General features: G+C 68.5%; 9 protein-coding genes and 1 pseudogene. 2 read left to right on the plus strand and 8 right to left on the minus strand.

Going from position 1 to position 15,102, the window contains the following annotated elements; all coding sequences use genetic code 11:
* Positions 1-140: 140 nt before the first annotated feature.
* The 4 genes and pseudogenes from H305_RS0108360 to H305_RS0108375 form a co-directional block, all read right to left on the minus strand.
* Positions 141-1,250, minus strand: a complete 1,110-nt coding sequence (locus tag H305_RS0108360; protein ID WP_078628931.1) for an alpha/beta fold hydrolase — start codon at positions 1,248-1,250, stop codon at positions 141-143.
* Positions 1,251-1,941: 691 nt separating this feature from the next.
* Positions 1,942-2,427, minus strand: a complete 486-nt coding sequence (locus H305_RS0108365; RefSeq protein ID WP_028800000.1) for an RrF2 family transcriptional regulator — start codon at positions 2,425-2,427, stop codon at positions 1,942-1,944.
* 500 nt (positions 2,428-2,927) lie between these two features.
* A pseudogene (locus H305_RS54545) lies at positions 2,928-3,065 on the minus strand (homogentisate 1,2-dioxygenase); the annotation flags it as partial.
* Between the two features lie 36 nt (positions 3,066-3,101).
* Positions 3,102-4,289: a metal-dependent hydrolase family protein gene (locus tag H305_RS0108375; protein WP_199791361.1), complete on the minus strand. Its 1,188-nt coding sequence runs from the start codon at positions 4,287-4,289 to the stop codon at positions 3,102-3,104.
* Positions 4,290-4,929: 640 nt separating this feature from the next.
* Between H305_RS0108375 and sigJ the strand changes: the two genes are divergently transcribed.
* Complete coding sequence (gene sigJ / locus H305_RS0108380; protein WP_107439982.1) at positions 4,930-5,811, plus strand: RNA polymerase sigma factor SigJ; 882 nt, start codon at positions 4,930-4,932, stop codon at positions 5,809-5,811.
* 557 nt (positions 5,812-6,368) lie between these two features.
* Here sigJ and H305_RS49290 read toward each other — a convergent pair.
* The 3 genes from H305_RS49290 to H305_RS0108400 all read right to left on the minus strand — a co-directional run bounded on the left by H305_RS49290 (position 6,369) and on the right by H305_RS0108400 (position 10,626).
* A complete protein-coding gene (locus H305_RS49290) occupies positions 6,369-6,887 on the minus strand; it encodes an allene oxide cyclase barrel-like domain-containing protein (protein ID WP_051370450.1) in 519 nt (172 codons plus the stop codon).
* A gap of 814 nt (positions 6,888-7,701) precedes the next feature.
* Positions 7,702-8,979, minus strand: a complete 1,278-nt coding sequence (locus tag H305_RS0108395; protein ID WP_028800003.1) for a GNAT family N-acetyltransferase — start codon at positions 8,977-8,979, stop codon at positions 7,702-7,704.
* Positions 8,980-9,114: 135 nt separating this feature from the next.
* Positions 9,115-10,626: a GMC family oxidoreductase gene (locus tag H305_RS0108400; RefSeq protein WP_028800004.1), complete on the minus strand. Its 1,512-nt coding sequence runs from the start codon at positions 10,624-10,626 to the stop codon at positions 9,115-9,117.
* A 91-nt stretch (positions 10,627-10,717) separates the two neighbouring features.
* On the opposite strand from H305_RS0108400, the gene H305_RS0108405 reads away from it, so the two are divergent.
* A complete protein-coding gene (locus tag H305_RS0108405; protein WP_037763017.1) occupies positions 10,718-11,464 on the plus strand; it encodes a TetR/AcrR family transcriptional regulator in 747 nt (248 codons plus the stop codon).
* A 798-nt stretch (positions 11,465-12,262) separates the two neighbouring features.
* Here H305_RS0108405 and H305_RS0108415 read toward each other — a convergent pair.
* Entirely contained in the window at positions 12,263-14,233 is a 1,971-nt protein-coding gene (locus H305_RS0108415) for a multicopper oxidase family protein (protein WP_234020658.1), read from the minus strand.
* Positions 14,234-15,102 lie beyond the last annotated feature (869 nt).

Genomic DNA, 15,102 nt, shown 5'->3' on the forward strand with positions numbered 1-15,102 from the left:
GTCCCCGCGGGCGTGCACCGGGCTCAACGGGCCACCCAGCAGGCGACCGGCGTCGCGGGCAGGGATCTGCGGGATCCGCAGAAGCATGTCGGACCTCTGGTCTGTCACATGGGCCCGCGACGGCTCGTCTCCCTCGAGGCTCAGCGCGGCGATGCGGCCGCGCGGTGCGGTGCCAGGAACCCGGTCAGCGCCGCCAGCATCTCCTGGGGAGCCTGTTCCGCCACCCAGTGGCCGGCGCCGGGGATGACCACGCTGCGCACGTCGCTGGCGAGGTCCTTCATGGCCTGCCCGACCAAGGCGCCCCAGCTCTCCGATCCGCCGATCGCCAGGACGGGCGTCGCCAGCGGTTTGTCCGCGCGCACGTCGTTCTGGTCAACCGTGGCGTCCCAGGCGCGGTAGAAGCCGAAGCTGCCGCGCAGGGCTTCGCGGCCGGAGAAGAGCCGGAAGTAGTATTCGCGCGCGTGGTCGGGCAGCCTCTTCCCGCCCTGAATGTCGAACTCGTAACCGAAGAAGAGCTCTTCTCGACCCATGACGAGCTTCTCGGTCAGCTCGTGGTTGACCCGGTTGAAGGGGATGTGCCAGAGCCTGTTGTTGATCGGCTCCTTCTCGAACAGGATCGGCGAAGTTTTCTCTCGCGGGGGGCCGGGGACCTCGGCGACGGTCAGGGACTCGACCCGGTGCGGATGGTCCGCGGCCAGTGCGTAGCTGATGATCATTCCGGTGTCGTGGCCGACCACTGAGAAACGCTGGTGGCCGAGCGCGTCCATCAGCGCGACCAGGTCGTTGGCGAGGGTTCGGGTGTCGTACCCGGACTTGGGCTTCTCGGTCAGGCCGATACCGCGCTGGTCGACGGCGATGACCGTGTAGTGCCGGGCCAGCGCAGGCATCAGCATGCGCCACGCGTACCAGTTCTGCGGCCAGCCGTGCACCAGCAGCAGCGGCGGGCCGTCACCTCCGATGACGACGTGCTGGCGCAGGCCACCAGCCTGGACGAACCGGCTGGTGAACGTCTTCCGGAACCCCGGCGGCAGTCCCGGAGCGGTGGAGACTGAACCGAAGCCTTCCGGCATCCGCCTGGAGGTGGACGCGGTGGCCGGTGTCGCTGCCAGTGACAGACCGGTGGCGACGGCGGTGGCGGCAGCAGCACCGCCGACGAAGACGCGACGCGAGAGGCCGCGCGAGGGACGGTGCGACGCCGGGCGCGCGCCGGGGCCGTCGTGGGCGGGCGTCTCAATGGGAGGCAAGGTCATGAGGGTCTTCCTTACGTGATGGAGTCCGAGCGCCAAGGCGTGGGCCTGGTACGGAACTTCAGCTGTAGGTGCGTTCGGTGACGGAAGTGGGCGGCGGCTGTCGCGGTCCGGCAGCAGCCTGCGCGACTGGCCGGGTGCGGTCAGACAGAGAACGCGTGGGAACCGTGGTGGGCGGCCTGGCGCTCCCGGCCTCGCGCTTGGGTGGGGCCGGGAACGGGTGGTGCTCGTACGGGACGCCGGTGGTCGCCCCATACCAGGTAGGGGGTGTGGTCACAGGCTCGCCGTCGCCCGGCGAGGCCCGCCCGTGTCGCGCGGATCCTGCCGCTCGGCACCCTTACCCGTTCAGATGTTTCTGGATATTAGTTATCCAGTTTCTTGGGGTCAAACGATCGGCGCCCACATTTTCAGGCCGTGACCTGCGGAAATCTCACAGCCCTGAGCTGTCACACCTCTGTTGGCCGCCTCGTCGTCCCGGCGCAAGCGAACCCGTCGGCGGATCGAGGGGTAGGAGGACGTGAGCACAGCAAGCGGGGACGGGCGACATGACGGTGAACGACTCATGGGCGCGGCACCGGCCAGGACCGGCGGGTGGTGTGCACGGCGGTCGGCTCCTCGAAAGTGGCGAAGTCCGGGACGCCGTCGGTGAGGATCCCGACGTCGGCCGGCGAGGCGAGCGCGGCTTCGTTGAAGATCAGTCGTGCCCCAAGCCTCGCTTCACGTACGACGCCAGGGCCGGTGTGTGTGCCGCAGCCTGTGCCTGCACATCGGCGAGACACTGCTCGGCCAGCGCCCTCCGCCAGGCCGTCTCAGCGAGCGCCATGGCGTTGTTCACCGCGCACGGCCGGCTGAAGCCGCTCTCCGGTACCTGCTCCCCGATAGTGCCGCACCGGCGGATCTCGGCACAGCGGAACAAGGGCTCGTCTCCCTCGATGGCGAGCACCACGTCCAGCATGGACACCGCCTCGAGCGGCAAGGCCAGCCGGAAGCCGCCCCGCGCGCCCGGCACCGACTCGAGCAGCCCGGCCTTGACCAGGTGTTGCAACTGCTTGTTCAGATAGGACGCCGACAATTCATGACCAGCGGCCAGCTGTGCAGTCGAAACCGGCTCCCCGTTGCCCAGCCATGCCAGGTTGAGCAACGTGTGCACTGCCCATTCGACACCCTTACTGGTCCGCATATCTGGATAGTAAACATCCACTTAGTGTGGGTCAAAGTCCAACGGACCTTGACCGGGCACGCTGCCGCACCTTCGGCAGATGGACTCCGAGGCGGGCGGCTCGGAGCGGGAACCAACGGCACCGAAGCCGTCGGACCTGCCCCGATCCGCCCGTTCCCGCCGCGTCGAGCCGTGACCAGGTCACGAGGGTCCGGGCGGGTCCGGGTACTCCGGGTGGAGACGGAGTCAGTTCACTGTGCCGCGAGCGGCGAGTTGCTGCAGGCGTTCGGCGGTGCCGTCGCGACGGGCGCGCCGCAGCCCGTGCTTGGCCAGCAGGCCGTTCGACACTGTCAGAAGGGTTTTGTACGTGGCTGCCGCCGGGCGGGCGAAGGGCCGGTTTCCTTGCCCACGCCTTCCAACCGCAGTGCATCGGACTCGGCATGCGAACCCTCACCGGCTGGCTGTCCGTCACCGATGGAGGTGCCCGTTACGGCCCCCACACGTCCAAGGGCCTGGCCGCGCGAAGTGTCGGCGGCAGAGAGGTGCACGGCCATGCCGGTGCGCTCGACCGGGTCGCCGTGGCCGCCGAAAGTCCACAGACCGGAGACGAAGTCCGTGCCGACCGCCGGGTCGGGTTGCGGGTCACAAAAGGACCGGTTCATTTCGACCTGGGCGCGGGCGACACCGACGCCGGCTCACCGCACGCGGATTCCGGCGCGGAAGACTGCCTGTACGTCAAGAATGGCGGCAGGATCTTCCGCGGGGTTACCGGTGACGACCAGAATGTCGGCGTCGGCACCGGCGGCGATCCGGCCCTTGCGGCCCTCCACACGACACAGGCGGGCCGCCGAGCTGGTCATGGAAATGAGCGCGTCCAGCGGCGCAACGCCCAGCCGGGTCAGGTCGGCCACGCCGTGGGGGAGAACGTTGTGAGGCTTCGCGGGCCCGATACCGGCGTCCGAGCCGATGACGACGTTGGCACCGTGTTTGTGCAGGCTGCTGTAGATGTCCAGGAGGGCATCGACGAACTCCGCCACGGCTTCGGGTATCTGCACCGCCGCGCTGGGGTCCTGGCCCAGTGTCAGGCTGACGAAGGTTCCCTTCCTCACGATGGTGTCGATGAGGTCGTGGTCGGGAGCGATGCCGTCAGCGGAGAGGAAGGAGACGTGTTCCAAGCTGTCGACGCCCGCTTCGACGGCGTCGCTGATGGCCTGAATACCGTGAGCATGGGCAGCCACCGGCAGCCCGAGGCGGTGTGCTTCGTCCACGACTACACGCAGGTCCGCCAAGCCGTACTGCGACGCGTGCGGTGCCACCGAATCGGGTGTCATATGGCCGCCGCTGGCCATGATCTTGATGACGGCACAGCCGCGGGCGTGGTGCTCGCGCACGGCCGCACGAAGCGCTTCGGCGCCCTCGACCTCACCGCCGAAGAAGTGGCAGTGGCCGCCCGGCGTGGTCAGCGGAGGTCCGGCAGCCAGAATTTCCGGGCCCAGCTCCGGGTGCCCGACCATCTCTTCCACGAGGGTCAAGGAGAGGTAGCCGGGGTCACCGAGGTCGCGCACGGTGGTGACCCCGGCCAGCAGAGCGGACCGGGCTGCAGCCCGCATGTGCACCAGCAACTCGCTGACGGAGGCAGAGACCAAGGACGTCACGGGGTCCGGGCCGGCGTCGAAGGCAAGGTGGACGTGGGTGTCGATGAGGCCTGGCAGCAGACAGGCCGAGCGGCCGAGGTCGATGACCTCGCTGCCGTAGGCGGGCAGCGCCCCGGTGCGGTCCACGCGCACAATGCGGTCCCCCGAGACGTACACAGTGGCGGGGCCCGACAGACTGAAGCCGTCGAACATCGAACCGGCATGTATGGCAAAGGAATTCATCGGCATATCTCCCATCGGAAAGCGTGTGTCACGCGGTGCTCCGGCCAGTGCCGGGCGGTGGAGATCCGCGGCCGCACAGGCCTGGCCGACCCGCCGACATGCGCCGTTGCTCCGTAAAGACCCGGGGCACGCACACGCTGTTTCGAAGGCCCGGTCGCGGGCCCGTCGGCGGGGTTCGACTCGCGTCAGGTAGACGAGATGGCCTACCCGGGTGTGACAGCCCTGACCTGCGGCGTTTGGGCCGGTGGCGGTCCAGGGGCAGATCGCGATCTCGCTGGTCGGGCCAGAGCGGAGACTGCGGCGGCCACCGTCGATCAGCGGGAGTCGGGGGGCCGAGTTCCGGCCCGTGCCGTCCTTCCATTACGAGCATGCGCTCCTAATTTGGTAGGATGCAGGACGTCGAACCTGGAGACTTCTCCGGGCCCGAGCGGCAGGCCTCTCGCCCGCGGGTGCCGGGATCGCCACCCACGAATTGTCGCGCCGCGCCGAGTGCCGTGTGCGGCGCGATGGGTTCGCGCGGCTCGCCGATGGGCGCGAGCCGCGGGCATTTTTGTTCACAAAATTCTGGATAAAAAATATCTCGATTTGCACTCCCGGTGTATGAGGGCTCACCCGAGCATCGGCGGGAGCGAAGGAGGCAGCGTCAATGGATGTGATGCGTATGCCCAGGCCGCCTGGGGTGCTCGAGAACGAGTGGGAAAACCTGCGGCCCGCCGTCTTCGGAGCGGCGTACCGCTTGCTCGGTAGCGTGGCCGACGCCGAGGACGTGGTCCAGGACGTATGGCTGCGGGCGGCCACAGCGGAGCTGTGCGACGTCCGTGACCTCCGGGCCTGGCTGCTGACGGTGGCCGCGCGACGGTCGTACGACATCCTCAAGTCGGCCCGTGTCCGCAGGGAAACCTATGTCGGGCCGTGGTTGCCGGCGCCGTTGCTGACGGGGCCGGACGCTTCGGAGCCGGTGCTGGTCGACGAATCCGTCGGGTCGGCGATGCTGCTCGTGATGGAGGAGCTGAAGCCGTCGGAGCGTGTGGCGTTCATCCTCCACGATGTCTTCGGTCTCGAGTTCAGCCAGATCGCCGACGTGCTGGGCGCCTCTGCGGCGGCCGCCCGCCAACTCGCCTCACGAGCACGGCGGAAGGTGGCCGCGGCAAGGCAGTCCACGCCACATGCTTCCCGGGCGGAGCGCGAGCGGCTGGTCACCACGTTTCGCAGTGCGTACGAAGAGGGGGACATGGCCGGACTGGTACGCCTTCTGCACCCCGATGCCGTCTTTGTCAGTGACGGTGGCGGCAAGCTCGCCGCGGCGCGCAAGTCCATCCATGGCGGCGCGCGCATCGCGATGGTGATGGTACGGGTGGGACGTCGGTGGCGCTCGGACAGCATTGAGGTGGTCGAGGTCGGAGGGGAACCAGCGCTCCTGCTGCGTCGCGACGGGCGGGTCGTCTCCGTGGACACGGTGGAGATCAAGGACGGCCTGATCGCCGCCTATCGCAGGGTTCTCAATCCGGACAAGCTCGCGCACGTGTGACGCCTCGCGCCGGGCGGGGCGGGGAAGGTCGCTTTGCGACGGCCTCGGAGTCGATCCTCACCGGCGCCACGCCCCGGGGCGCCGCCTGTCGGTGACCGGGGCACTGACCGCCGCGCCGAAGCTGTCGGCCATGTCGGGCCGGCGTCGTCCCCCCGATCAACGGTCTCCGGTGCCGCGGAGCTCAGTTCCACGCTTCGGCACCTCTGCTCGTCCGATCTGGTCCGGGACGTGCGCCCGCTCAGTCGTACCTGCCGGACATGGGAAGTCGTCGACGGCAGCCGGCGCTGCGTGGTGCGGGCTGACGTCTCGGAGGCGAGCCTCATAACGTTTTTCATCACCTGTTCAAAGGGTGATGGACCGGACTGGCCAATAGGCGAGAACCGCGCCTTCGAGGCTGACTGCCTTCACCGAAAACACCCGTCCCCGCTTGCCGGCCCGCCAGTTCACCCCCGTGGCATCGGGGGACGGCAGGCCGGCTGCAGGTCGGTGGCCCCAGGTGGCTGTTACAGCCGGATCGGCTCCCGGAGACCCGGCTTCCGTTGCTGGCTCTTCCGCAATCAACCGTTCATGTGAACGGTGAAATGCCTCTCGGTGGCTCCGGCGGGAATGGTGCGAATGTAGCCCGACGCCTTGCTGTACTTGCCCGATCCACCGGTAATGCCGACGTCGACGTAGGACGGGGCGGGCAGGTGCAGCAGCGCCTGTCCGGCGAATTGCCCCTCAGGCAGGGAGAAGGTGCCCAGGCACTGGAGGGCCGTCGGGTTGACGTGGGTGACGGTGCAGATCGCGCTGTGATCGCCGACCTTCTTGCCGTCGCGATAGAGGTCTTCGTGGACGACGTTCTGGTCACCGAGGCTGGCGCCCTTCTGGCCCAGATCAATTTCTGCGCTTGCGGTCTGCTTGCCGACCAGCTCGAAGATTTCGGCCCGGTGCTTCGCCGCGGGAGCGCTGATGGAGGTCGGCGTGTCCGCCGAGGCCCAGGGCGCGAGAGTGATGCCGCCGGCGATTGCCGTGGCGACACCGGCGGCCGCGCTCAGGTAGCGCCCCTTCTTGGTCTTGAAGATGTTCTGCATCATGTGGCTCCGTTCGGCGGTGAATAGATGCGATAGCGACGGAAAGGGCTACCGGCTCCGATGGATCGGGCCGACTTCGATCGACTCGCGATACAGCCCTTGTCCAAGTAGATGGTTCGACGTTTTCATACATTTTCGTCACCTGTCAAACGGGTGACGAATTGGGGTTCGCCTCCAAATCGCCCGACGGGAAGGAGGAGTCGATGTGATGCGTGAAGCCTCGCGCCCGACGGTGTGAGTAAGTCCTCAAGAGGCCTTCGGGGTGACCGGGTGTGGCCCTGCGCACCGGGGCGTGGAGTCGGACCGACCGCCCGAGGCCGCGAACCGGGGTGCCCGGGCTGGGGTGTCGCCCCTTGCTGATGGGCATATAGGAGCATGTGCTCCTAAGTGTAATACAGGTCGCGCCGCGGTTCCACGGATGTGGCGAGCTGTTGCGGAAGAGCAGCGGCTCAGCCCGACGCTCAGGACTGGTTGCGCGCGTCACGTCCGCGCCACTGGAGGACTTCGAGAGCGGCCGCCACTTCGAGGGTGTGCCCGGCGAGCGGACGTGGCAGCAACTGGTCGGCGCGGGCAAGGCGCCGGAGCAGGGTGTTGCGATGGGTGAAGACGCGGGCCGTTCCTCGACTTCGCCGCCGGTTACGTCCAGCGCGCGGTCGACCAACTGCCCAGGCAGGGCGACCGAATGCCGCGGCTGACGTCGATGGACTACCGATCGGACGTCAGACTGCTGCGTGCCGACAACGTCGTCGATCCGGAACCGCGCTTCTCCCGGGTCGAGGCATCCCGCGCCACGGCGGTGGCCGCGGGGAGCTGACGCTCACAGCCGGCTGTACTTCTCGATGTCTTCGGTGAACTCCTGGATCGCCTGTGCCGTGAGTGTCGGCCGTGTGTCGGCGATGGCGGTCATGTAGTCCTCGGTCGTGGCCGGCCGGCCCTGGCGATGTGTGACCTCACGCTCGAACGCCGCCTGAGCTCCCTTGCGGGAAGCGAACTCGATGTCGGCCGGCGTGAACATCTCACTGGCTTCGACCAGTTGGCCGAGGTCGACGTCATCGGACGAGGCCATCAGATAGCGGCCCCAGATCGCCTCACGCGCGGCCTGGTCCGGTGGGCCGATCGGGATGACGTAGTCGAACCGGCCGGGCCGCAGGAACGCCGCGTCCAGTGACCGCACGGAGTTGGTGGCGCAGGCCAGCAACCGCGCGTCCTGCTCGCGGAAGACGGGGATGAGTTTGAGCAGTTCGTTGGTGACGCCGTGACCGGGATCGACCGCCTTGCCCGACCGCACGCCGGCGATCTCCTCCACCTCGTCGATGAAGAGCACCACCGAGTCCAGTTCCGCCAGGTCCGCGAACGCCTCGCGCAGTGCCGCGGCGAGTCCTTCGCTTGTGTCGGCGGCGAGCCGGGAAGGGAACAGTTCGACGAACGGCCAGCCCAGCCGTGAAGCCACCGCCTTGGCGAAGCTGGTCTTTCCGGTGCCGGGCGGCCCGAACAGGATGATCGCCTTGGGCGGGACGACACCGTAACGGTCTGCCAGTGCCGGTTCGGTCAGCGGGAGCACCACACGTCGTTCGACGACCTGCTTCTCCCGCTCCATGCCGGCCATGGTGCCCCACAGTCCCTCGGGCAGCATGCGGCCGCCCAGCGCATCGAGGACACCGGCATCGACGGTGCCGGGCGGTTCGAGTTTCTCGTAGTAGGTGAGGCCGTCGCGGGACTGGTATCCGCAGTTCTCCAGGGCCCTTGTCCCAGCGGCGTGGGCGGGCAGCAGCGCACTGATGTGGCGCACGCCCATCGCCCGCAGACGTCGTTCCAGCTCGGCGAGCAGGGCACTGCCGATGCCGCGTTCGCGCCAGCGCGAGGCCAGTGCCACCAGAAGTATCCACCCACGCTTGCCGTAGGCCTGCGCAACGGCCATGCCCACCAGTTCGTCGCCGACCACCGCGACCACCGCCGTCTGACCCGCCTTGGCGGCCGCCATGACCTCCGAGACCGGAAACACCCGGTCCTCGTCGGTCCGGCGGCTCTGGTCCCAGATCTGGATGGCCTGATCGAGGTCGTCGTCGTGATAGTCGCGCAGATGCCATACGGGCATCGTCACCACCTCACTCGGGTGGGGGATCGCATCCCATTCTCCCCGCGGCGGCGCCGAGTGACGAACGGACCCGGTCTCGCCTCGACGCCGCCCACGCTTCGGGAAACGAGTCCGGTTCGCCCCCGGTGCGCGCTGTCAGGCGTTGCGCAGGAGATCGGCTGCTCGCTCGGCGATCGCGTACACGGTGGCGTTCGTGTTGTTGGACGGGATGGAGGGGATGACGGAGGCGTCGGCGACGCGCAGGCCGTCGAGTCCGCGGACGCGCAGCGCCGAGTCGACGACGGACATCTCGTCCTCTCCCATCATGCAGGTGCCCACCGGGTGGCAGTAGGACCCGAAGTGCCTGCGGGCGTAGTCGCTGATCGACTCCGCGTCCACGGCGTCGAGTCCAGGGCTGACCTCCTCGATCCCCCATTCGGCGAGGGCGGAGGACCCGGCGATCCTGCGCGCCGTCGTGATGCCGGACAGCACGGTCCGCACGTCCTCCTCCGCGCAGAAGTAGTTGGGGTCGATCACGGGTGATGCGTAGGGGTCGGCCGAGGTGATGCGGAGTGTGCCACGGCTGGCCGGGCGCATGGGGGAGACACCGATGGTGAAGCCGTTCGACACGGGGGCTATGGGGTTGGGAACCGGTATGTCGATGAAGATGATCTGCAGGTCCGGTCCGGCCGCCTCCGGTGTGCTGCGCAGCAGGCCCAGGATCTCGCCGTGGTTGTTGCGCGCCATGGGCACCGGGCGTTGTGCGCGGAAGACGAGGTTGGCCCGAGGGTGGTCGTGCAGGTTCTGCCCGACGCCGGGAAGCGTGTGGAGGACGTCGACCTGCGCCTGTCGGAGGTCCTTCTCGGGGCCGATGCCGGAGCGCAGCAACAGCTGCGCCGATCCGATCGTCCCGGCGGTGAGCACCACTTCGCCGGCCGTCGTCGCGGTGCGGACGCGGCCCCGCGTGCCGTACTCCACGCCGGTGCAGCGAGTGCCGTCGAAGAGCAGACGGTGCACGACCGCGTCGGTGACGACGTGCAGGTTGGGGCGGTTGCGTACCGGGGTGAGATAGGCGTCGGCGGCGCTCTGGCGGTGTCCGCCGACGATGTTGAGGTCCACCGGGGCGAAGCCCTCTTCGAGGCCGCCGCTGATGTCGAAGGCCCGGCGATGCCCGGATTCGACCGCCGCGTCGAGGCAGGCGAGCAGGACCTCGTTCGGGTCGGCGGCCGGGCCGACGAACAGCGGTCCGTTCGTTCCGCGGCCGACGCCGCCGCAGACGGCGGTCTCGCTGCGCTGGAAGTAGGGCAACAGGTCGTCGTACGCCCAGTCTTTGGCCCCGTGCTCGCTCCAGCTGTCGTAGCTGGTGTGGTGGCCGCGAGCGAACACCATGGCGTTGATCGCGGTGGAGCCGCCCAGGCCCTTGCCTCGCGGAAGCGCCACCGGGGCGCCGGAGGCGCGCTGCGCCACGGTCACGTCACCCCAGCCGGCCTCCGAGGCAGCCAGCGAGGGCCACGCCGGCGGCCGGGCGACGGCGTCGGGGAGCGTGGACGAACCGGCCTCCAGGAGGAGGACGCGGACGTTCTCGTCCTGCGACAGCCGGGCGGCGAGCACGCACCCCGCAGTTCCGGCGCCTACGAGTATGTAGTCGTACACGGGCTGTGATGACATGGCGATTCCATCCCTGTCCGAATCGGTGGAAGCGGTTTGAGCGTAACATTGGTTCGAATCGATGATTCGCCGGTTTTGATACCGTTGATTCATGACTGCTGACGTGGTGGACGGCCAGACGGCGGAGACGCTTCATCGCAAGATCGTTCTTGCCGCTGCCGATGTGCTGGAACAGGCAGGGCTGGACGCCATGTCCACCCGCGCCGTGGCGACGCGTGCCGGTGTGTTCCCGCCGACGATCTTCCGGCTCTTCGGGGACAAGGACGGCTTGCTCGAGGCGGTGGGCGAGCACGGCTTCGAAACGTATCTCCAGGCCAAGAGCCGAATTCCGCAGAGTGATGACCCGGTTGCGGACCTGCGCCTCGCCTGGGACCTGCACATCGAGTTCGGGCTGACGCAACCGGCTTACTACGTCCTGGTTTTCGGGCAGGCACGCTCCGGTCACCTGTCGCGCGCCGGCCGCAAGGCAGTCGCGGAACTGCAGCGCATGATGACCCGCGTCGCCGCGGCCGGCCGGCTGCGCATGAGCGTCGAGCGGGCCACGGCCATCATGCACGCCGCGGGCGTGGGCGTCGTCTCCACGATGAACAGCACACCCCCGGAGGCCCGCGACCCGGACACCGCCTTGGTGACGCGCGACGTCGTCTTCGACGCCATCACCGTGCCCCCCGCGGCAGATTCCCCGCCCACCACGAAGGACACCGGTCCGGCCACCGCGGCCATGGGCCTGCGTGCCGTACTGGCCGAAGCGGGGGAGCTGCCCCTCAGCCCAGGGGAGAAGCTGCTTCTTCTCGAGCTGCTCAACCGCCTCGCCGACGCCCCGAGGCCCACCGGCTGACGGAATCCGCAGATGGCCTCCTCTGGTCGCCGGCCCGCGCTGCTCGGACGGAGAGGGCCGTCCGCCTCGGGCCGAGCGCCGATCAAGACGGTGGCTTTTGCGGCAGGTGTGCCGGCGCGGGCCCCGGCCGCGGAGCGCGCCGCCTTTTCCACGAGGTCGATGCCGATCTCCTGGGCGCTGCTGCCGTTCAGCAGGACGGCCAGGCGGGAGACCTTGCCGTCCTTCTCCATCCGGCCGATGCTGTTGATGCCGCACTTGCTGCTCTGACTCCTCTGCAACCAGCCGTTCTTGAGGGCGGTGGGCCGTCCCGGATCCGCTGCCACGGAGACGCCCCAGCCCTGGTCCGGTGCGATGTGCTACATCAAGTGCTGGATATAGGCCCGTGGCGCCTGAGCTAGTGCTGAATGTAGGCCCGTGGCGCCTGAAAGGGGCCGCGGCGGTCGGGCACCACGGACGGCCGGTGGCGGGCCCGCCGGTGCCTCGCTCGCCGGGACCCGACAGCACCTGCCCGGCCGAACGGGATGGGCACCGAGCGCAGACCTCTTCGGCGCGCTGCCGCGCGGGAGTCGGTCGACCGTGCCGGGGTGTGCTGCGGCGCCGCGGTGCCCGACGTGCGGAAGACGGAGACCGACGATGTCGGTGCGGCCCGGCACCGGTCCGCGGACGAGTGCGGGGACGAACTTGTCGGCCCCGCACCCGCGACCGTGGCCGCGGGTGCGGGGCTCAGCCGCGACCGTGGCCGCGGGTGCGGGGCTCAGCCGCGATGCACGCCGCCCACGCGGCAGTGCCGGACCGGCGTCACATCTTCATGCCGGAGTGACTGCCCTTCTCGTGCCGCATGCCCATGGATCCGTTCATGTCCATCGACATGGCGTGGATCTCGTGGACGGCCGCGGGCATGATCACGAAGGGTCGCATCATCCCCTCGTCCTCGTGGGACAGGATGTGGCAGTGGTACATGACCTTGCCTGTCTGCTTCGCGAGACGCCCGGCGACCGTGACGATGGTGTTGGCGTTCACGGTGATGGTGTCCTTCCAGCCGGACTCCTCGGGGGCGACGGGCACCGTCCCGCCGAGCGTGATCGGCTTCGTCGTCCGTCCCGCGGCGGGGTCCATCCCCGACCCGTCCACGGAACGGCGGTCGATCACCTGGAAGTTCATGAGGTGGATGTGCATCGGATGGTAGATCGGCACCTCCGGCGGTCCGACGCTGATGAAGTGCCACTTCTCCCATGTGCCGGACGCGGCGAAGAAGGTGGTCGTGTCCTCGAACGTGGCACCGGTACGGCGCAGGGTTCGGGTCTTGCCCGACATCTCGATCTGCACGACACCGTCCTCGGCCTTCGTGTCCCCCGACACCTCCTGCATCTCCCAGAGTTGAGGCATCGCTCCGGTCTTGTCGAAGGTCAGCAGGACGAAGCGCTCGGTGGCGTCCGAGGGGACGTCCTCGGCCTTGAGGTTGCGGAAGGAGTTTGACAACGTTGTCGGAACGGACTGGCGAGGGTGTCGCTTCTTGCCGACGCGGAACTGCATGACTTCGGGGAAGGGGATCGCGAAGTCGGGAAGAGCCGCTCCGGGCTGCTGGCCCGGGATGGAGTTGACGAGCTTCAGCCGCTTGCCGGGGAAGGCGGCGAAGTCGATCACGATGTCGGCACGTTCCGCGGGGGAGAGCGTCACAGCCTCGTCGAGGGTGTGCGGCTTGCCCAGCAGACCCAGGTCGGTGCCGATCAGCTTCATCGCGCCCGGCACGGCCTTGCCGGTCTCCTCGTCGACCACGGCAAGCCGGTACATACGGGCGTCCGAAACGTTCACCACGCGGAAGCGGTATGCCCGCGCCTCCACGTCGAGGAACGGCCAGACCACACCGTTGACCATGGTGAACGGGCTGAGGGTGGCCAGCGCCGGTGGCAGGGTGCCGGGCTCGGGAGCGTCGTGTCCGCCGATGATCCTCTTGTAGAGGATCTGCCCGTTCAGGCGCCCCTGGGCGTCGGTGTCGAAGTTGGCGTCCTGGATGGTCAGGGGAATCTCGTAGTCACCGCGTGGCAGGTCGAGCCGGGACTCCTCCTTGTCGCGGACGAGGTAGTTGCCGATCAGGCCGGCCGTCACGTTGAGTGCGGTGACCGCCATGGCGTGGTCGTGGTAGAAGAGGTGCGTGGCCGCCTGGTCGTTCGCGTACTCGGCCAACTGCGCGCTGCCGGGACCGACTCCGTACTCCGCCGCACCATCATTGAGGGCGTTCTGGTGTCCGCCGTGCAGGTGCACCGTCGTCCAGGCGGTGAGCTGGTCGACCTCCGCCCGCGGGAACGAGCCCTCGGATCCTGGACGGTTGTAGGGCAGCAGGCCCGGTCCAGGGCCTTCGGGATGGACCCAGACCGCCTTGACGGGGGTGGTGCCCGTCAGCTTGTTGCTCCATGCGACCCGGAACTTGTGACCCCGGCGTGCCTCGATGGTCGGGCCGGGGAAGTGTCCCTCGTACGTCCACAGGCGGGTGGCGGGCATCTGGGAGTGCAGGCGCAGCGTTGCCTCGACGAGATCGATCTCGGTGACGCCCTTGCCCGCAGGGCGCAGGGTCGGAGGTATGCGCAGCGGATCCTTGAAGGGAGTCAGTGTCGAGAACGCCGGCTTGCTCACGCCGTCGATGACGCCGGCGGTGAGCACCTTGTCGTCCTCGACTCCGTTCGCCTTGAGGATTCCGGTGCCGGCCACGGCGACGGCGGCTGTGGTGAAGCCCGCCATGCCCAAAAGGGACCGCCTGGTCGTGCCTGTCATGTGATTGTTCGTCCTAACTCGGTGGTTGAGGCGCACGAACGCACCCCGCCGAGGCCGTCGGTGCCTCAAGGGTGTGGTTCGGCGACACACGTGACGCGGAAGAGGCGCCTTGTGTGGAGAGGAGAGTTCCGCGAGGTGGTCGACCCGCCCACAGGGTTTCCGTCCTCGCCCGTTGTCCCGACCGGCCGTTCTGGCTCGTGGCGACGGCGGAAGAGACGTGTGGGCCCCCCACGGCCGTTGTCGGGTTCGGCATGACCGGATCTCACAGGATCGGCTGGAGCCACCGGTCGTGCCTGCAACCCGTCATGCCAAGGCCGGATGACTGGGAGGTGGTGAAGGGGGGTGACCGGGGCCGGCTGCGCAGGTCCATGGGACCGGCGTTGGTAGCCGTGACCTCGGGTTTGTGTGACGCCCCCGTGCTTCACTCTGGCCCGTGAAGTAGATCATAAGGAACTTGACTGTGCAAGCATCGTGCGGAAGCCGTGTGGGTTGTACGAAGGTCCCGACGACGCGGCCGGTGGTCGTCCATTCGGTGGAGGCCGCCGGTTCATACGTTGGCCGTCTGGGCGGTCGCATCGCACCACTCGCACACACTCCACTCACACGCCGCACCGGCCGGTCGGACCGCCATGGCCACGATCGGGAAGGGCGGCTCCGTGGAGCGAACGAACAGGCGCGCGTGAGGTCTTGACCGGTGTGGTCACCGTCCGTCGGAGACTGCGGCAGCCACGGCTCGTCGGAGCGCCCCGATGGCGCGAGCGGGCGTCAGGACGGGCCGGCCTTCGGATGCCGCGCGACCGGCGCGCGCCGATGTGTCTCGACGCGGTGGAGAAAGGGCGGCAGTGGGGGCCGGCGCGTGGTCGCCCTCT

The sequence above is a fragment of the Streptomyces sp. 142MFCol3.1 genome (assembly GCF_000424945.1).
GTDB classification, from domain to species: Bacteria; Actinomycetota; Actinomycetes; order Streptomycetales; family Streptomycetaceae; genus Streptomyces; species Streptomyces siamensis.